Annotated in this window: 14 protein-coding genes and 1 pseudogene; 6 read left to right on the forward strand and 9 right to left on the reverse strand. The window is 63.7% G+C overall.

Features of this window, described 5'->3' with window-relative positions; genetic code table 11:
• Positions 1 to 40: 40 nt before the first annotated feature.
• The 3 genes from ACVWW1_RS10250 to ACVWW1_RS10260 form a co-directional block, all read right to left on the reverse strand.
• The gene (locus ACVWW1_RS10250; RefSeq protein WP_456655690.1) at positions 41 to 604 is read right to left on the reverse strand and encodes a hypothetical protein; all 564 of its coding nucleotides are present in this window, start codon (positions 602 to 604) and stop codon (positions 41 to 43) included.
• On the reverse strand, positions 601 to 1884 hold the full coding sequence (locus ACVWW1_RS10255) for a tyrosine-type recombinase/integrase (RefSeq protein WP_456655691.1): 1284 nt from the start codon (positions 1882 to 1884) through the stop codon (positions 601 to 603). The genes ACVWW1_RS10250 and ACVWW1_RS10255 overlap by 4 nt, the downstream gene beginning before the upstream one ends.
• A 194-nt stretch (positions 1885 to 2078) precedes the next feature.
• Positions 2079 to 2999 carry an alpha/beta fold hydrolase gene (locus ACVWW1_RS10260; protein WP_456655692.1) on the reverse strand — a complete coding sequence of 307 codons (921 nt, stop codon included), beginning with the start codon at positions 2997 to 2999 and terminating at the stop codon, positions 2079 to 2081.
• 146 nt (positions 3000 to 3145) lie between these two features.
• On the opposite strand from ACVWW1_RS10260, the gene ACVWW1_RS10265 reads away from it, so the two are divergent.
• Entirely contained in the window at positions 3146 to 3616 is a 471-nt protein-coding gene (locus ACVWW1_RS10265; protein WP_456655693.1) for a winged helix-turn-helix transcriptional regulator, read from the forward strand.
• Between the two features lie 85 nt (positions 3617 to 3701).
• A complete protein-coding gene (locus ACVWW1_RS10270) occupies positions 3702 to 3869 on the forward strand; it encodes a hypothetical protein (protein ID WP_176531327.1) in 168 nt (55 codons plus the stop codon).
• 12 nt (positions 3870 to 3881) lie between these two features.
• Here ACVWW1_RS10270 and ACVWW1_RS10275 read toward each other — a convergent pair whose 3' ends face one another.
• Positions 3882 to 4700 (reverse strand): aminoglycoside phosphotransferase family protein, encoded by an 819-nt coding sequence (locus ACVWW1_RS10275; RefSeq protein WP_456656649.1) that lies wholly within the window; start codon positions 4698 to 4700, stop codon positions 3882 to 3884.
• A 201-nt stretch (positions 4701 to 4901) separates the two neighbouring features.
• Between ACVWW1_RS10275 and ACVWW1_RS10280 the strand changes: the two genes are divergently transcribed.
• Positions 4902 to 5159, forward strand: a complete 258-nt coding sequence (locus ACVWW1_RS10280; RefSeq protein WP_092114459.1) for a hypothetical protein — start codon at positions 4902 to 4904, stop codon at positions 5157 to 5159.
• Here the strand turns inward: ACVWW1_RS10280 and ACVWW1_RS10285 are convergent.
• The 3 genes and pseudogenes from ACVWW1_RS10285 to ACVWW1_RS10295 all read right to left on the reverse strand — a co-directional run bounded on the left by ACVWW1_RS10285 (position 5123) and on the right by ACVWW1_RS10295 (position 14488).
• Positions 5123 to 6655: a PQQ-dependent sugar dehydrogenase gene (locus tag ACVWW1_RS10285; RefSeq protein ID WP_456655694.1), complete on the reverse strand. Its 1533-nt coding sequence runs from the start codon at positions 6653 to 6655 to the stop codon at positions 5123 to 5125. The two genes, ACVWW1_RS10280 and ACVWW1_RS10285, sit on opposite strands and share 37 nt — an antisense overlap.
• Positions 6656 to 6792: 137 nt before the next feature.
• On the reverse strand, positions 6793 to 8286 hold the full coding sequence (locus ACVWW1_RS10290; protein WP_456656650.1) for a sensor histidine kinase: 1494 nt from the start codon (positions 8284 to 8286) through the stop codon (positions 6793 to 6795).
• A 16-nt stretch (positions 8287 to 8302) separates the two neighbouring features.
• Positions 8303 to 14488: pseudogene (locus tag ACVWW1_RS10295) on the reverse strand (HAMP domain-containing protein).
• Positions 14489 to 14890: 402 nt separating this feature from the next.
• Here ACVWW1_RS10295 and ACVWW1_RS10300 point away from each other — a divergent pair.
• Complete coding sequence (locus ACVWW1_RS10300; RefSeq protein WP_456655695.1) at positions 14891 to 16846, forward strand: PAS domain S-box protein; 1956 nt, start codon at positions 14891 to 14893, stop codon at positions 16844 to 16846.
• A gap of 364 nt (positions 16847 to 17210) precedes the next feature.
• On the opposite strand, the gene ACVWW1_RS10305 is transcribed toward ACVWW1_RS10300, so the two are convergent.
• A complete protein-coding gene (locus ACVWW1_RS10305) occupies positions 17211 to 17531 on the reverse strand; it encodes a hypothetical protein (RefSeq protein ID WP_456655696.1) in 321 nt (106 codons plus the stop codon).
• A 61-nt stretch (positions 17532 to 17592) separates the two neighbouring features.
• Between ACVWW1_RS10305 and ACVWW1_RS10310 the strand changes: the two genes are divergently transcribed.
• Complete coding sequence (locus tag ACVWW1_RS10310; RefSeq protein ID WP_229166414.1) at positions 17593 to 17793, forward strand: DUF3072 domain-containing protein; 201 nt, start codon at positions 17593 to 17595, stop codon at positions 17791 to 17793.
• Positions 17794 to 17886: 93 nt separating this feature from the next.
• A complete protein-coding gene (locus tag ACVWW1_RS10315) occupies positions 17887 to 18141 on the forward strand; it encodes a hypothetical protein (protein WP_456655697.1) in 255 nt (84 codons plus the stop codon).
• 160 nt (positions 18142 to 18301) lie between these two features.
• Here ACVWW1_RS10315 and ACVWW1_RS10320 read toward each other — a convergent pair whose 3' ends face one another.
• Positions 18302 to 18559 carry a hypothetical protein gene (locus tag ACVWW1_RS10320; protein WP_092114453.1) on the reverse strand — a complete coding sequence of 86 codons (258 nt, stop codon included), beginning with the start codon at positions 18557 to 18559 and terminating at the stop codon, positions 18302 to 18304.
• Positions 18560 to 18668: the final 109 nt, after the last annotated feature.

Raw genomic sequence — 18668 nt, forward strand, 5'->3', positions numbered from 1 at the left:
TGCGTTCCCCGGAGGGATTCCGGTGACGCCCAGAGAATTACTATTCCGTCGGGGTATTACGATTGCGGGTCTTACCCTTTGTGGGCGGTGAGCCGTCGCCCATTACGCGCCGGATAGATTTCAGCAGGACGTCCTTCTGTATGTTCGGCTCGAGTCCCCGAAGGGCGGTCTTGTTTCGCTGAATCTCGAAATTATGAAATTGGATAGCTTCGGGTCTGGCGCGTCCCTTGCCGACGTTCTTGCGGAATTCTCGTAGCTGTCGTTCGGAAATCTTCCCGCCCGCGGCTTTGGCCACCGAGCGAAGGGCCTCCGCTAACCCGACGCCCAGATGATCTTTCAAATAGGTGACGGCCGCCGCACAGGCAGCCCACTGCTCGCTTTCTATTAGTGGCTTTTCATTGCTGCGCGCGAGGCGGTCTGCGATCTCGCCGGCAAGCTCGGTAAGGGGCATCGAGAGTTCTGTTGGAACGCCGATCTGGCCCAGATAATAGCACAGCGTGGCGATGGTCCGTACCTGCCTGACGCGCTGGTTGTTTTCTGTCGCGACATCGCGAAGTTGCGCGATGAGAGCGCCACGATGTATCTCAAGCGGGTCTATGATCATCGCGGACCCTTCATGGCAACAACTATGTCGGTCTTGGCGCGGGGTATCGAAGCGCAATAATCGGCCCAGTCTTGCATCAGCCGGCGCCGCCGCTCGAGCATGTTGGAGCGCCTGTAGGCCGCCTCAACCTTGTCGCTGACCGTATGAGACAACGCGATCTCCGCCATCTCGTTCGGATAGCTGGTCATGTCGCCGCACCAATCCCGGAAGGACGACCTGAAGCCATGCACGGTGGCATATTCAGGTTTGTAGCCCATGCCCTTGAGTAGTTCGGACATGGCTGCGTTTGATAACCCGGCTCCCTTTTCGCTGCCCGGAAAGAGATATTCCCCTTCGCGTGGCGCGGTCTCCAGGACAGTAAGGACCTGTTTCGAGAGCGGAACGACGTGATCTCGTTTGCGGGCTCCTCGCTTGCCCTTCAGCCGGTCCTTGGGAACGATCCAGAGCTTCGCCGCCTTGTCGATCTCGCCGACCTTGCCGCCGATCGTATCGCCAGTGCGCGCCGCTGTCAGAATCGTGAATTCCAGGGCCCTGGCACTGATGCTGTTGCGCGCTCTAAGCTTCGCCATGAAGTCGGGGATTTCGGGATAAGGCAATGCCGGGTGATGTACGACGGGCGCGACCTGCGATTTGGCCGGCAACACCTGATCAAGATGGCCGCGCCACCTGGCAGGGTTTTCACCAGTCCTAAGCTCCAGCACCTTTGCGCGATCGAGAACCTTCTCGATCCGGCCGCGGACCCGATTGGCGGTCTCCGTCTTCTCGGTCCAGATCGGCTGTAGGATCTTCGTGATATGCGCCGTCTCGACCATTTGGACCGGAAGACTGCCAATGATGGGATATGCGTAAGTCTCGAGCGTAGATGTCCACTGGGCAGCGTGCTTCGCGTTTTTCCAGCCCGATCGATGCGCAGCTATGTAACCCTCGGCACATTCCTTAAACGTGAGTGCCTTGGCCTTCTCGGCCGCCTGGGCGGCCTTCCTGACGTCGCGGTCTGCGATGGGGTCGATGCCGTCGACCACGAGCAGGTGCGCCGCAGCGGCTTTCTTGCGGGCGTCTGCGAGTGATACACGGTCATAGTCCCCGAGGCCCATCTTGCGGGCGACGCCTGCGATCATGAACCTGAATACCCACGCCTTGGTGATCCGTCGCTTGTCCTTCGGAGTAGGATTTCTCGGACTGACCTGCAGGTATAGGCCGTCACCGTCACCGTAGAGGCCGGGCCTTAAGTCGTTCTTCTTTGTGAAATTGACTGAGAGCTTGTTGCGGGCGCGGCCCATAGGTTCTCTCGCTGAACAATGCTACGCACAAATCGTTTGTGGAACATACCGGAAATCTTCGGACGCCGCCAGACCGTAGAATTGCGAGAAACACTTATTTTGCAGGACTTTTCAAACGTTCTCGGATAGCTGCGGACACTATTCAGTCGGACACCCCTTCCGCCACCTGCCCTCGATGTGCCCAGCCGTCGCAGTCAGGTCTGCCGGATGAACTCCGCGATCAGGCCGCCGATTTCCTCCGGGGCATCCTCCAGACAGTAATGCCCGACACCGGTGAGACGCCTGACCGGTGCCGCCGGGAAGATCGCGGAAAACAGCGGCAGGAAATGCTCTGCGTGCAGGGTGCGGTCCGCCTCGCCCCAGATGGCGAGCGCCGGCCTGCTGCGGATCGCGCGGTCGGCGGCGGGATCCGGCGCGTCGAACCTGTGCGCACCGGTCGCAAAGCCCCTGGCCCATCCGATCGCACCGAGACAGTCGGCCGGGCGTGCGAAGGGTGCGCCGTAGGCGGCGAGCCAGGTGTCGGTGATGACGGCGTTGTTCTCGAAACCATTGAGCTTGAGCGTGCTCAGGATGTTGAAACCGAGTTGGCCGAGAACCGGCTCGAGCTCGCCGTTCGCCTCGGCCTTTGCGATCCATTGAAACCACCGCGAAGCTAGCGCATTGGCCGTGACGCGCTCGAACAGATCGCTCTGCCCGAACGGCGTCGGCCCGTTGGCCGAGATGATGCGGCGGATGCGATCCGGATGCCTGACCGCGAACCCCATGCCGACGGGGCCGCCGAAGTCATGCATGACCAGCGTGATGTCGGTGAGATCGAGCGCAAGGACCAGCGCTTCGAGATTGTCGACATGGTCCTGCAGCCAATAGCTGCGCTGCGCCGGCGTCGCGCTCTTGCCGAACCCCATGTGATCCGGAACGACCACGCGCTGCGTGGCGCTGAGGGCCGGCACAAGATGGCGAAACAGATAGCCCCAGGTCGGTTCGCCATGAAGGCAGAGCACCACCTCGCCGTCCCGCGGGCCCTCGTCGACATAATGCATCCGGAAACCTGGAGCCGTGCTGAAATGCGGCGTGAACGGAAAGGTGCCGTCGAAGGTGGCGTCGGACTGGATCATGGCTCGGCCTCGGATGGTTTTAGATTGAAACCATCGTGTATCGCTTGTGGTTTTACTTTGCAACCGATATACCGAGCCCCGACGGGGCGGTCTTTCGGGCCGCGCACCGATCAGAATATGGATTGAGGAGCGTCAGGCGGACCACGATGGCGAAGCGAGTGAGCCACAGGGACTCGATGTGCGGCGTGGCCCGGCCGCTGGATGCGATCGGAGACTGGTGGTCGCTGCTGATCGTCCGCGATGCATTCGACGGGCTGCGCCGGTTCGGCGAATTTCAGAAGAGCCTTGGGCTTGCCAAGAACATCCTCTCCGCCCGGCTCCGTAATCTGCTGGCGCACGGAATCATGGAGACCGCGCCTGCAGCGGACGGCAGCCCGTACCAGGAATATGTGCTGACCGAAAAGGGACGCGGGCTGTTCCCGCTCCTCGTCGCGCTCCGGCAGTGGGGTGAGGATTTCTTCTTCGAGCCCGACGAAGCGCATGTGCTGCTGGTTGATCGAAAGAATGGACTGCCGGTGCGCCGCCTCGAGCTGAGAGCGCAGGACGGACGCGTCGTTGGTGCAGAAGACACGATGGTGCGGCTGCCGCGGGCTTCACATGAGAACGGCAGCGCGTGAGACGCGCGTGCGCTACGCCGGACCGCTGCCAGCAACCGGATGTTAACCGTCCGTGCCGCAGCATCCGCGCGTGGAGGTTCGACCAATGCAGACATTCCGGATTTCGCTGAGCGATGGGGAGCGGAAATTCCACACCGCGATTCAGGCGCCGGATCCCGCGTCCGCGCGTATCAAGGCCGCCTACTTCTTCGACATATCGAAATGGCGGATCTTGAGTGTGTCGCTGAGCGGAGCCAGCGCCGCCGCGGCGTAGTCGCTGCGCGCCCTACGCCATCCGGTCGAGCTCAGACGCGGCAAGTTTTGCAATCTGCAGGTCGATTTCGGCGAGCGGATCATCATCGCCGAGGAACCACGCTGCCGATAAGCCGGTCCAGGCGACGATCCATGACAGCAAGCGACGGCGATCCAGCTTCGCTGCTTCCGCGACGATGTCGAGACGCCGGGCAAAGCGTCCAGGTTCGGTCGCAACCGGCCGTGCCGGATCAGCAAGATCCGGATTGGTGAAGATGTTGGCGAAGTCGAAGCCACGCTCACCGACGAGATGCTTGGGATCGATCGCAAGCCAGCCGCGCGCACCGAAGTCGAGCACATTGTCATGGTGCAGATCGCCATGCAGCACCACGATCTCGCGCTGATCGCCGAGCAGCGCTTCGGCGATGTCAGCCGATCGGTTCAGGATGCCGCCGTGCGCCCTCGCCGCCGGCCGCAGCTCGCGAAACCAGGCTTTCAGTGGCGTCAGGTCCGGCCGTGGTTTCGTTCGCCTTGCGTGAAGCCGATCGGCCGTTGCACAGAGAATCCTGCAGGCCTCATCGTCACGGCCGGTTCGCGCCATGTCGCTGAGCGAAGCGGTACCCATCGCCCGTTCGAGCAGGACCGCCTCGCCGTCACGGGCAAGGACGCGCGCCGCGCCGTCGCCATCCCACCACTCCATGACGATGGCACCGAGCCGTTCGTCCGGCTCGTTCGAGAGCTTGAGCATTGCCGGTTCGCCGTGCCGCCGCACCGGCAGCAACCGTGCGGCGTGCGTCACGATCGGATCGCCGTCGGGGACGAGGCTCCAGGCCGAGAGATAGGGATCGAACATCGGGCGGGTTGACTGGGTGATCAAGGGACCTAACCCTCGTTCTAAGCATTGCCTGCGCGCGCTGCCACGCTGGTTCCCTGCGGCGCATCGTGGCAGGGCCCGCGCCAACCGGTTCCCCGCCGCCCTGCCCATGTTGGCTGATGACAGCCCCCACCCTTCTCGCGCTACAATGTCGCAGCCGGTGCGACGGAGGGTGTGGTGATGCCGCGAAAGGGAATTACCGGACACGACGATTGGGTGGTCACGGAAGCTCTGGCCACCGCGCTGGTCGCGCTCGAACAGTTGCCGTCGAAGCATCAGCCGCGCGCGCATATGGAGGACGTCCGGAAGCTCCTGACCGCGAGATGTGAGGCCGGAGCCGTCACGCTGCATCTTGCGCAAGCCAAGTGCCGGTTGTTTCCCGATACCGATCCGCTGACCATCTATGAGGAATACGGCCTCAAGGACGGACTTGGGTAGCGGCCGCCGTCGCGGCGGCGCCCTGAAGAGCCGCGTGAAGGTCGAACGGCTAGAGCGTTTTCGAGCGAAGTGGATAGCGGTTCGCGTGAAGAAAACGCGTCAAAACTAGAATCTAGAGCTCCGTTCCGATTCAATCGGAACGGAAAAGGCTCTAGTCGTGCGCTGACGCGCCAGATCGTGCCGTTGCCGTCTTCGGAGACCAGCAGCGCGCCGTCCCGCGCCACGGTGACACCCACCGGACGGCCCCAGACCTCATTGTCGCCGATGACAAAGCCGGTGACGAAATCCTCGTACTCGCCGGTCGGCAGACCGTCCTTCAACCTGATGCGAATGACCTTGTAGCCGGTTCGCTTCGCGCGATTCCACGAGCCGTGTTCGGCTGCAAACCCGTCGCCGCGATATTCGGCCGGAAAGCTGCTGCCGGTGTAGAAGGTCAGGCCGAGTGAGGCCGAGTGCGCCTGCAACAACACGTCGGGAGTAGTCACCTTGTCCTTGAGGTCGGGCCGCGCGCCCTTATGCGCGGGGTCTTCGTTGGCGCCTATATAGTACCAGGGCCAGCCGTAGAACGCGCCCTCGCGAATACGCGTCACATAGTCGGGCACGAGATTGTCGCCGCGGCCGTCGCGCTCGTTGGTCGAACACCAGGGCGTGCCGCTTCCAGGCTGGATCGCAAGTCCGACGCAGTTGCGGATACCGGTGGCGAACAGTTTCTGGTTCTTGCCGTCGGGATCGAAGGCCAGCACAGCCGCACGGTCGGTTTCCGATCCCCAGGCCGCACCAAGCGCGTGATCGCGGCTCCAGCTCTCGATACCTTCCGGCGGCCGGCCAAGGCCCTCGCCCGCGTTGCCGACGGAGCCCACCGACACCAGCATCCGCTTGTCGTCGGGCGTAAACACGATGTCACGCGTGGAATGGCCGTAGCCGTGAGGAAGGTTTGCGACGATGCTCTCAGGCTTTCCCGGCGCCCTGAGATCGCCGTTGCGGTAGGCAAAGCGCACGACGCTGTCGGTGTTGGCGACGTAGAGCCATTGCGGATTGTCGCCGTTTGGAAAGAACGCGATGCCGAACGGCCGGTTCAGTCCGGTTGCGTAGACCTCATTGGTCGCCGGCTTGGTGGCGCCGTCGGTGCTGCGCAGGACACGGATGCGGCCGGAGCTGGTTTCCACGACGAAGATATCGCCGTTGGGCGCGGCCCGGACAATGCGCGGACCGCTCAGTCCGCTCGCAAACAACCCGACCTTGAACCCCGCCGGCACCTGCGGCGCCGCCGATGCAGGGCGCGACACGACACGGGATGAGTTGCTGCTGGACGCCGTTGCCCCCGGCTTGGGCAAGTCCTGCGGCGTGATCAGACGCACCGTGCCCGGTCTGTCGCGGTGCCAGTCGCCGAAGGCCTCCACGCCCTTCAGCACAGGTTCAGCGCCCGACCGCGCGATGCTGGTCGCTGCGAGGATGACGACGGAAATGCTCACGCCGGCAAGGTTTGTCTTACGCATTTGCTCCTCGCGCGAGGTCCTGTCAGATGCGCCGCTCATAGCGCAGTTCGCGCGCAGGATGCATTCACAATGTCCTCTGTATCGTTGGCCGTTGGGAAGCGCCGTCGCATCACAGGCGAGCTGCTCCGCAGCATGCACTACACGGCCCGGGAACTGACCATGGGCTTGCGCTCGGCCGTCGTCGGTTCGCAGAACGCCGGCGTGTCTCCAACAAGCGGCTTGAGGGGAACCGTGAGCCGGCAGATCAGGCCCTCGGCGCGCCAATCGAAATCGGCCCGTCCGCCGAGCTGGGTCTCGATGCTGGCGATGACGCTTCGTGTGCCGAAGCCTTTCTGCTTCGGCTTGGTCACCGGAGGCCCGCCGGATTCCACCCAGGCCAGGATCAGCGTGTCGTCCGCCACTTCCCAGGTGATCGCGAGCCGGCCCGGCAACACCGACAGGCTGCCATATTTGGCGGAGTTGGTGACGAGCTCATGCAGCGCCAGTGCCAACGTCTGCGCGGTCGCGGGCTGCAACTGCACCTCTCCGCCGGCGATCCGGATCTGTCCGGCCTCGGAATAAGGCGCGATCTCCTCGGTCACCAACCGCCGGATTTCGGCGCCCTGCCAGCTCGACAGCGACAGCACGGTGTGAACGCGCGCCAGCGCCGTGATGCGGCCCTCGACCGCCCGCACATAGGCGGTCACGTTCTGCGCGCGCGTCAGGCGCACGATCGACTGCGCCAGCGCGAGCGCGTTCTTGGCGCGATGGTCGACCTCGCGGGTCAACAGGCTCTGCCGTTCCTCGGCCTTCTTGCGATCGGTGATGTCGACGGTGACGCCGCTGACCCGCACCACCCTGCCGCTCCTGTCGCTGGTCGCCGCAGCCGTGCCGACGCACCAGCGGATCTCGCCGTCCGGCCGCACGACGCGGAATTCGGCCTCATAGGATGTGTGGCCGTTGCCGAAGCCGGTCCAGCCCTGGCGGAGTTGTTCGACATCGTCGGGATGAAACAGCGCTTGGATATTATCGGAGGTCAGTGCGAAGGATTTCGGATCGACGCCGAAGATCTTGTATTGCCCCTCGTCCCACATCCAGTCGCCGTTGACCCAATCCCAGTCCCACGAGCCCATCTTGCCCGCGGCAATCGCCATGCTGCGGCGCGCCTCGCTCTCGACCAGCCGTGTGGTCGACTGCTCGAGCTCGGCAGTGCGGGCGCGCACCCGGTCCTCGAGCTCGGCGTTGAGGCGTTCGAGTTGCCGCGTCTTGCGGTAGAGTTCGGCGAACACGCGGATTTTTGCGCGCAACACTTCCGGCACGACCGGCACCGGCACGTAATCGACCGCGCCCATTTCGTAGCCGCGCAGCCGGTCGATATCGCTGACCTGGATTGCCGAGATGAAGATCATCGCGGTCTTCTGAAAGCGCGGATGCTCGCGGATCATCGCGGCGAGTTCGAAGCCGTCGAGCTCGGGCATGCACACGTCGACCAGGATGACCGCCACTTCATTCTTGAGCAGGAACTCCAGCGCCTCGCGGCCCGACGAAGCGGCCACGAGCGTCTCGCCGAGCTCCTTCAGGATGACCTCATAGGCCAGCAGCTTGGCCGGCTGGTCATCGACCAGAAGGATGTTTACCTTTTCATGGTCCATCATAATCGATCGCCGATCAGCGGTGCAGCCACATGCGGATCGCCAGCAGCAATTGCTCGGTGTTCACGGGTTTCGCCAGATAATCGGATGCGCCTGCCTCCAGGCATTTCTCCCGGTCACCTTTCATCGCCTTCGCGGTCAGCGCGATGATCGGCAGCCGCGCAAAAGCGGGATTTTGCCGGATGGCGCCGATGGTCTGGTAACCGTCCATCTGCGGCATCATGATGTCCATCAGCACGATCGCGATCTTCGGATTGGACTCCACCAGCGAGATCGCCTCGTGACCGGTTGTCGCAGTCAACACCTTCATACCTCGCCGCTCCAGCACGCTCGACAGCGCGAAGATGTTGCGGGCGTCGTCGTCGACCAGGAGCGCGGTCTTGCCAATAAGATCCTCATCGGAACTATTGAGCTTCTCCAGCATCCTCTGTTTTTCGACAGGCAATTCCGTGATCACACGGTGCAGGAACAGTGACGTTTCGTCGAGCAGACGTTCCGGCGACTCCACACCTTTGACGACGATGCTGCGCGCCATTCGTGTGCAGTTCCGCGTCCTCTTCGGCCGAAAGTTCCCGGCCGGTAAACACGACAACGGGTATACTGGAGAGCGTCTCGTCCTTGCGGATTTGATCCAGCACCTCGAAGCCGCTCATATCGGGCAGGCGCAGATCGAGCACGACACAGTCGCATGGATGCTCGCGCAACGTTGAGAGCGCCCCCGCCCCGGTTCCGCTGGTCACGATCTCGATATCCTCGTGGCCGAGCAACTCGGTGATGCTGAGCTGCTCCGCCGCATTGTCCTCCACGATCAGCAGGCGCTTGCGACGCGGTCTGGCGTATTCCTTGATCTGCGACAGCGCCGCGCTGACGCCCTCGGTCGTGGTCGGCTTGTTGACGAAGGAGAAGGCGCCGCGCGCCAGCGCATGTTGCCGGTCCTCGTCGAGCGTAATGACCTGGACTGGAATGTGACGGGTGAGCGGATTGTGCTTGAGCTGGCTCAGCACCGTCCAGCCCAGCATGTCGGGCAGGAAGACGTCGAGCGAAACCGCGCTCGGCTGGAACTGCTTGGCGAGATCCAGCGCCTCGGCGCCCCGGCTTGCGACCAGAACCTTGAAGCCCTTGTCGCGCGCCAGATCGATCAGCACCCGCGCGTAATGCGGGTCGTCCTCGACGATCAAGAGGATCGTGTCGCCGGGCTCGAGATCGAGCCGGTCGTCCGGCAGCTGCTCGATCACCCGCTCCTGTGTGCCGGACGATTGCAGCGACGGCGCCGCCGTGTGCGGCATCGCCAGCGGCTGCGCCGGCGGGCGCAGAGCGGCAGACGGTCCGGCATATTTCAGCGGCAGATAGAGCGTGAAGGTCGAACCCTTGCTCGGTGCGCTTCGCAGATGGATCTCGCCGCCGAGCAGGCCGGCCAGTTCGCGGCTGATGGCAAGGCCGAGGCCCGTGCCGCCATATTTGCGGCTGGTGCCGGCGTCGGCCTGCTGGAATGCCTCGAAGATCAGCTTCTGCTTGTCCTGAGGAATGCCGATGCCGGTATCCGACACCTCGAATGCGACCACGGCTGGTGCGGCGTTCAGGATCGGATGCTCGGCGCTCCAGCCTCCGAGTGCAGCCGACACGGTCAGGCTGACGCCGCCCTCCGCGGTGAACTTGAATGCGTTGGACAGCAGATTCTTCAGCACCTGCTGCAACCGCTTGGAGTCCGTCACCATGCTGCGCGCAAGATTGGCGTCGACATCGATGCTGAAGGAGAGATGCCGGTTCTCCGCCTCGTGCCGGAACGGCCGCCCGACCGTCTCGAGCAGGCTCGAGGTGAGGATTTCCTCGGCATCGACCGTCACCGTGCCGGACTCGATCTTGGACAGATCGAGGATGTCGCTGATCAGGTTCAACAGGTCGGTGCCGGCGCCATGAATGGTGCGGGCGAACTCGACCTGCTTGCCGGTCAGATTGCCGTCCGGATTCTCGGTGAGCTGCTGGCCCAGGATCAGGATCGAGTTCAGCGGCGTGCGCAGCTCGTGCGACATGTTGGCGAGGAATTCGGACTTGTACTTCGAGGTCAGCGACAGCTCGGTCGCCTTCTCTTCCAGCGCGCGGCGGGCCTGCTCGATTTCCTGATTCTTGCGCTCGACGTCGACATTGCGTTCGGCAAGCTGCTGGGCCTTCTGCTCGAGCTGGTCGTTGGTCTGCTGCAACTCCTTCTGCTGGGTCTGCAATTCGCCGGCGAGCTGCTGCGACTGCTTGAGCAGCGCCTCGGTCTGCATCGTCGCCTCGATACTGTTGAGCACGATGCCGATGCTGTCGGTCAGCTGTTCGAGGAAGGTGATCTGCGATGTCGTGAACGACGAGATCGAGGACAGCTCGATCACCGCCTTGACCTGGTTCTCGAACAGTACCGGGAATACGACGAGGTTCTTCGGCATGATCCGCATCAGCGCCGAATTGATCGGCACCGCATCGCCGGGAATATCGGAGACGAGGCGCTGGCGCTTGTCGAGTGCGCACTGGCCGATCAGTCCCTCGCCGAACTGCACGATCTGCGGATGCGGATTGCTGCTGTCGCTGGCATAGGCCGACAGCAAGCGCAGCTGCGCATTCTCGGGATTGTCGACCTGGTAGATCACGCCCATATGCGCGTTGATCAGCGGCGCCAACTCGGTCAGCAGCAGGCGGCCGACGGTCGCAAGATCGCGCTGGCCCTGCAGCATGTTGGTGAAGCGCGCCAGATTGGTCTTCAGCCAGTCCTGCACGGTGTTGCGCTCCGTGGTGAGACGGAGGTTGCCGATCATCGTGTTGATGTTGTCCTTGAGCTCCGCGACCTCGCCGCGCACGTCGACCTGGATCGAGCGTGTCAGGTCGCCCTTGGTCACGGCGGTCGCCACTTCCGCGATCGCGCGCACCTGGGAGGTCAGGTTGGCCGCCAGCAGGTTGACGTTGCCGGTCAAGTCCTTCCAGGTGCCTTCGGTGCCGGGCACGTTGGCCTGACCGCCGAGCCGTCCCTCGACGCCGACCTCGCGCGCCACGCTGGTCACCTGTTCGGCGAAGGTCGCAAGCGTCTCCGTCATGTTGTTGATCGTGTCAGCGAGCGCTGCCACCTCGCCCTTCGACTTCACTGTCAGGTTCTGCTTCAGGTCGCCATTGGCGACGGCGGTCACCACCTTGACGATGCCGCGCACTTGCTCGGTCAGGTTCGCCGCCATGACGTTGACGGTGTCGGTGAGGTCCTTCCAGGTGCCGGCAACGCCGCGCACCTCGGCCTGACCGCCCAGCTTGCCCTCGGTGCCGACCTCGCGCGCGACGCGCGTCACCTCGCCGGCGAAGGCGTTGAGCTGGTCCACCATCGTGTTGATGGTGTTCTTCAGCTCGAGGATTTCGCCCTTCACGTCGACCGTGATCTTGCGCGACAGGTCGCCGCGCGCCACGGCGGTCGTCACTTCGGCGATGTTGCGGACCTGCGTGGTCAGGTTCGCCGCCAAGAGGTTGACGTTGTCGGTGAGGTCCTTCCAGGTACCGCCGACGCCGGGCACCACGGCCTGGCCGCCCAGCCGTCCCTCGGTGCCGACCTCGCGCGCCACGCGCGTCACTTCGGCGGCGAACGAGCGCAGCTGCTCGACCATCGTGTTCAAGGTGTCCTTGAGCAGCAGGATTTCGCCGCGCACGTCCACCGTGATCTTCTTCGACAGATCGCCGCCGGCGATCGCGGTCGCGACCTCGGCGATGTTGCGGACCTGCGCCGTGAGATTCGACGCCATGAAGTTGACGTTGTCGGTGAGGTCCTTCCACGTGCCGGCGACGCCGGGCACCTCGGCCTGGCCGCCGAGCTTGCCTTCGGTGCCGACCTCGCGCGCCACGCGCGTCACCTCGCCGGCGAAGCCGTTGAGCTGGTCGACCATCGTGTTGATGGTGTTCTTCAGCTCGAGGATTTCGCCCTTCACGTCGACCGTGATCTTGCGCGACAGGTCGCCGCGCGCCACGGCGGTCGTCACTTCGGCGATGTTGCGGACCTGCGCCGTGAGGTTGCCGGCCATCGAGTTTGACGCTGTCGGTCAGGTCCTTCCAGGTGCCGGCGACACCGGGCACGTTGGCCTGGCCGCCGAGGCTGCCGTCGGTGCCGACCTCGCGCGCCACGCGCGTCACCTCGCCCGCGAAGCGGTTGAGCTGGTCGACCATCGTGTTGAGCGTTTCCTTCAGCTGAAGGATTTCGCCGCGGACGTCGACCGTGATCTTGCGCGACAGGTCGCCGCCGGCGATCGCGGTCGCGACTTCCGCGATGTTGCGGACCTGCGCCGTCAGGTTGCCGGCCATCGAGTTGACGCTATCGGTCAAATCCTTCCAGGTGCCGGCGACGCCGGGCACCTCGGCCTGGCCGCCGAGCTTGCCGTCGGTGCCGACCTCGCGCGCCACGCGCGTCACTTCGCCGGCGAAGGCGTTGAGCTGGTCGACCATCGTGTTGAGCGTTTCCTTCAGCTGAAGGATTTCGCCCGACACGTTCACGGTGATCTTCTTCGACAGGTCGCCCTTCGCCACCGCGGTCGCGACCTCGGCGATGTTGCGGACCTGTGCCGTCAGGTTCGAGGCCATCGAGTTGACGCTGTCGGTCAAATCCTTCCAGGTGCCCGCGACGCCGCGCACCTCGGCCTGGCCGCCGAGCTTGCCCTCGGTGCCGACCTCGCGCGCCACGCGCGTCACCTCGCCGGCGAAGGCGTTGAGCTGGTCCACCATCGTGTTGATGGTGTCCTTCAGCTCGAGGATTTCACCGCGCACGTCCACCGTGATCTTCTTCGAGAGGTCGCCGTTGGCGACCGCGGTGGTGACGCCGGCGATATTGCGGACCTGCGCGGTCAGGTTTGACGCCATGAAGTTGACGTTGTCGGTCAGGTCCTTCCAGGTTCCGGCGACGCCGAGCACGTTGGCCTGGCCGCCGAGCTTGCCTTCGGTGCCGACCTCGCGCGCCACGCGCGTCACTTCCGACGCAAACGCATTGAGCTGGTCGACCATCGTGTTCAGCGTTTCCTTCAGCTGAAGGATCTCGCGCCGATACGTTCACCGTGATCTTCTTCGACAGGTCGCCGCCGGCGATCGCGGTCGCGACGTCGGCGATGTTGCGGACCTGTGCGGTCAGGTTCGAGGCCATGAAGTTGACGTTGTCGGTGAGGTCCTTCCAGGTGCCGGCGACGCCGGGCACCTGGGCCTGGCCGCCGAGTTTGCCTTCGGTGCCGACTTCGCGCGCCACGCGCGTCACTTCCGACGCAAACGAGTTGAGCTGGTCCACCATCGTGTTGATGGTGTCCTTCAACTCGAGGATCTCGCCGCTGACGTCGACCGTGATCTTGCGCGACAGGTCGCCGCGCGCCACGGCCGTGGTCACGTTGGCGATGTTGCGGACCTGGGCGGTCAGGTTGCCGCACATCGCGTTCACCGAGTCGGTGAGGTCCTTCCAGGTGCCGGCAACGCCGGGCACGATCGCCTGGCCGCCGAGCTTGCCGTCGGTACCGACCTCGCGCGCCACGCGCGTCACTTCCGAGGCGAATGACCGCAGCTGATCGACCATCGTGTTGATGGCCTCCTTTAGCTGCAGGATCTCGCCGCGGACGTCGACCGTGATCTTCTTGGACAAGTCGCCGTTGGCGACCGCGATCGTCACCTCGGCGATGTTGCGGACCTGGCCGGTCAGGTTGTTGGCCATCGAGTTGACGCTCTCGGTCAGGTCCTTCCAGACGCCGGTCACTTCCGGGACCTGGGCCTGGCCGCCGAGCTTGCCCTCGGTACCGACTTCGCGGGCCACGCGCGTGACCTCGGAAGTAAACACCGAGAGCTGCTTGATCATCGTGTTGACGATGTTCGCCGACTGCAGGAATTCGCCGCGCAGCGGCCTGCCCTCGACGTCGAGCTGCACGGTCTGCAGCAGGTCGCCCTGCGCCACCGCGGCGACCGCGCGGGTGACCTCGCGAGTCGGCCACAGCAAATCGTCGATCAGGGTGTTGACCGAGCTTTCCATATCGGCCCAGGCGCCGCTGGCGAGGCCGAAATTGACGCGCTGGCGGGTCTGCCCCTCACGGCCGACGACCTGTCCGACGCGCGCCAATTGCAGCGCCATGCGCTCATTGGCGGCGGCGATTTCGTTGAAGGCGTCCGCGATCTTGCCGTCGATACCGAGATAGTCGCCACGCATGCGAACCGAGAAGTCGCCACCGCGCATCGCCTGCAGCGATTGCAGCAGATCGTGCGAGGAATCGAGGCTTCCGTTCGATAATTGGGCACGGTGTGTATCAGCACGGGGACGAGGCGGCGAACCGAGATCGGTCATGTAATTTCCCCTACGCGCTGGCCACGAATCCAGGGACTCGGAGAAGCCAGTGCAACTACCAGTGCAACTATAAGAATGACTGCCCTTGATCTATTCAAGCGGGAAAACGCCAAAACCGCGATTTGTGACGCAAACCGAGGGGCTTAATCGTCGGTGGAACCAAAAGTTCCAATGCGCATTGGAACTTTTTGCGCAGTAGCGTAAGCCGTTCGTATTGCTTGGTCCGATCGGCGCATTTGATCGCATTGGAACATTGGCCTCGCTGGAACGTTCCCGGCGTTGGCAGGATTGGTGATGGTTAAGAATTCAGGCCAGCTCAAGCGGGGCATCTTCCAAAGCGAGCGCAGCTTCCGGCCGTTGGTTGGAGGGGCGATTGACTATGGGATTTGCACGCTCGCCCCCGATGGACGGGTGATCAACTGGAACAACGGCGCCGAGCGCATCACCGGCTATCCGGCCAAGGCGATCCTCGGCAAGCACTTCTCGGTCTTCTATCCTGCGGAGGATCGTGCATCGGGCCTTCCCGCCAAAGCGTTGCAGATGGCGCGGAAGGAAAAGCACGCCGTGGCCGAGGGCTGGTGCATCCGTAAGGATGGCTCGCAATTCTACGCCTCTGTGGTCATCGATCCGATCTACGAGAAGCGCAAGCTGATCGGCTACGCGATGGTCACCCGCGACGTGACCGAGCGCCGACAAGCGCGCGCGGATCTCGACGCCAGCGAAAGCCAGTTCCGCCTGCTGGTGAGCAACGTCACCGACTACGCGCTGTACATGCTGACGCCGGCCGGCATCGTCGCCAACTGGAACGCCGGCGGCGAGCGCATCAAGGGCTATTCGCCCGGTGAAATCATCGGCCAGAGCTTCGCACGCTTCTACACACCGGCCGACCAGGCCGCGGGCAAGCCGGCCCGTGCGCTCAAGATCGCGGAAGAGACCGGGCACTACGAGGAGGATGGCTGGCGGGTCCGCAAGGACGGCTCGTTCTTCTGGGCCAGCGTCGTGATCGATCCGATCCGCGACAGCGACGGCAGCCTGGTCGGCTTTGCCAAGATCACGCGGGACATTTCCGAGCGGCGTGAGGCGCAGCAGAAGCTCGAACTGGTGCAGCGACAGCTCGCGGAATCGCAGAAGATGGATGCGCTGGGCCAATTGACCGGCGGCGTCGCGCACGACTTCAACAACCTCCTGATGATCATTTCGGGCAATCTGCACCGGATCAAGCGCGAGGTGACAAGCGAGCGCGGCCAGCTTGCCCTGAGTGCGATCGAAACCGCATCCGAGCGCGCCGCATCCCTGACCAGCCAGCTGCTCACCTTCGCACGCCGCCAGAGCGTCAACCCGCAGACCATCGATGTCGCCGACAGGATCACCGCGGTGCGCGAGGTGCTGAGCAGCGCGCTCGGCGGCGCGATCAAGCTGAACATGGAGATCCAGCCGGATCTCTGGCCGGTCTCCGTCGACCCGAACGAGTTTGAGACCGCGTTGATCAACCTTGTCGTCAATGGGCGGGACGCGATGGCTGGTGGCGGTACACTGACGGTCTCGGCCCGAAACGTACCCGCAACCACCGAGGTGGCCATCGGCGTAGCCGATACCGGCGAAGGCATCCCCCAGGATGTGCTGAGCAAGGTCTTCGACCCGTTCTTCACCACCAAGCCGGTCGGCAAAGGGACCGGCCTCGGACTGTCCCAGGTCCACGGCTTCGCCCACCAGGCCGACGGCCGGATCGAGATTGCAAGCACGCTCGGCAAGGGCACCACGGTCAGCATCTACCTCCCGCGCGGGACCGCGGCCGCAACGGGGACGACTGCGGGCCACAGCGTGCGCGGCTCCGCAACCGTCCTGCTGATCGAGGACAATCCGGCGGTTGCCGATGCGAGCACGGGCTTGCTCGAACAGCTCGGTTACACCGTGCGCTGGGCTTCGAACGCAGAGGCTGCCTTATCGGAAATCGAGACCAACGGGGTCGACGTGGTCTTCAGCGACATCGTGATGCCCGGCAAGATGGATGGGCTCAAGCTGGCGCGCGCGATCCGGGACAGGAGGCCCGAGCTGCCGATCCTGCTGACGACGGGTTACAGCAAGAGTGCGCGCGACGTGCGGTCCGACTTTCCGGTCCTGCGCAAGCCGTACCGCATTCACGACCTCAGCCGCGAACTCTCGAAGCTGACGGGGCACCGCTCCGAAAGCGTGCCGGACGATCTCCCGGCAAATGAAGATCTGCCCAGAAAAGCGAGAGCGCGGTCATAATTTTCAAACGGAGGGCTAACGGTCCGCTGGCCAGGTTCGCCGCACCAATTGCACCCGTTCGATGCGGCTGCATTGTTCGCAGCGATATTGAAGGATGTCCCTGCCCTCGCTGCCCGGAGAGCTGCTCTCAAGCCGCATCGTCCTGATGCAGCTGATGCAGGAGATCAGCGTCAGCAACGGGCTGCGATCGTCATTCATCGATGCCCGCGGTGGCGCGGTCGGATCGGCGATCATGGCGCTGGGCGATGCTATGGTGTTGGCTCTCACCACAAGAAAATGCCCACCCGCGGCTAGGGTTCCCGCCCCGAAACCAGATTCGGACTCGAGCCGGTGTGTGACGCGCCCTCCCGCTCGGGCCGACCGATCAAACCCTCGCGTTGCTCTGGCCCGGCCTGAGCCTGCCTTTGTCCGATTTGTCGGGAGCCGGCTTGCCGGCCGCAACGGCACGATCCGCAAAGCTTCTGCTCAGCCGCTCTCGCACCGTGGGGAGGCGCTCGCCGCCGCCGGCGGCCTTCCACCGGCCGATGAGCTCGGTCACTTCGGCGCGCATCGCCATCAGCCGGTAGGACGCTTCGCTGCAATCCAGATCGCGGTTGACTTGATCCCGGATCGAAGCCTCGACCAGGCTCATCTCAGCCCGCAAAGTGCTGATCTTACGACGAATTTCGTTGATCTTGTTGTCCATGGGTTGTTAGAACAAAAATAGAACATATTGTCAAGTCACGATCAGGCAAGCGAGGTGAGCGATGAGCATGGCAGCGGTAAGATTTGGCGGGGTTGCGGAGCGGCTTGGCGGGCTGATGTCGCGTGCCCAGGCGCTGCGGTTGCGGACCTTGGCCGAGGAGGCCTATCAGCCGAACCAGTACGCGCGCGACCTGACGTCGGAGGAAGCCGAACGGCGCATCGATGCCCTTCGGGCGGAGATCGCACTGGCGGATTCCTTCTGAACCGCCCAACCCGGACACTCCCTTAAGGCTTTGATATAGCGGCACAGCTAGGTCTGTTCTGTTATTGCTGTTTGCCTTTTGGGGGAGCCTTTCGTGCTGGAGCTGGAGAAGGGGTCGCCGCTTGCGTTCCCGATCACGCTGAAAGACGGGCGAACACTCGCAACCGTCGGCGACGCGGCGGACTACCTGTCAGCGCTGAACATTGATCAGCGCGAGCGCGGGTACTGGAAGACGGCGATCATGATGTTCAACAACGCCATGCGCGAACCCAGCTATCTGAGGATCGCAACGATGAACCTGCGTTCTGCGCTTGTGTACGACCGCCTCGTCGACGACGTCGGCCACTGATTGTGGTGTTGCAGCTACAGCCGAATCGGCGCGCCTTTCGTAAGGCCCGTTCGTTATGGCCGCAAACAAGGTAACGGCGGTACACGCGACGGCCGGGTGCGCAATGCGCTTCGGCCGCACTCTCGGGCCGCCGCGGAGGGCCAAGGCGGCCCATTTCTTTTCAAAGCAATTTGGCGCGGACGAACAGCATCCGCAGCGCGGAAGTTGCTTGCACCGTCAGCATGGCGTTACCCGCTGCGCGCTCCAGCGCGACCAGCGCGTCGTCATGCAGCGAGCGGAACTCCATCCATTCGACGGCGCTGAGATTGCTGATGAAGCGGTAGGCCTGACCGACGGTCGCGAGCGTTACCGTCTCGCCGTTCAGCCGCACTCTGAATGTCGCCTTCAGCGGCGTGTCGGATTTGGAAACATCACCCATGGCGCGGTTGTGCTCTGCGGCGCGTTAATGTCAATCTAATTTCTCTGCTCCCATCGAGGTGTGCCGGCTCCACGGAATCGCAATGTCTGTTAGCGTTTCGTGGGGGTGA

Source organism: Bradyrhizobium sp. JR3.5, from assembly GCF_054057015.1.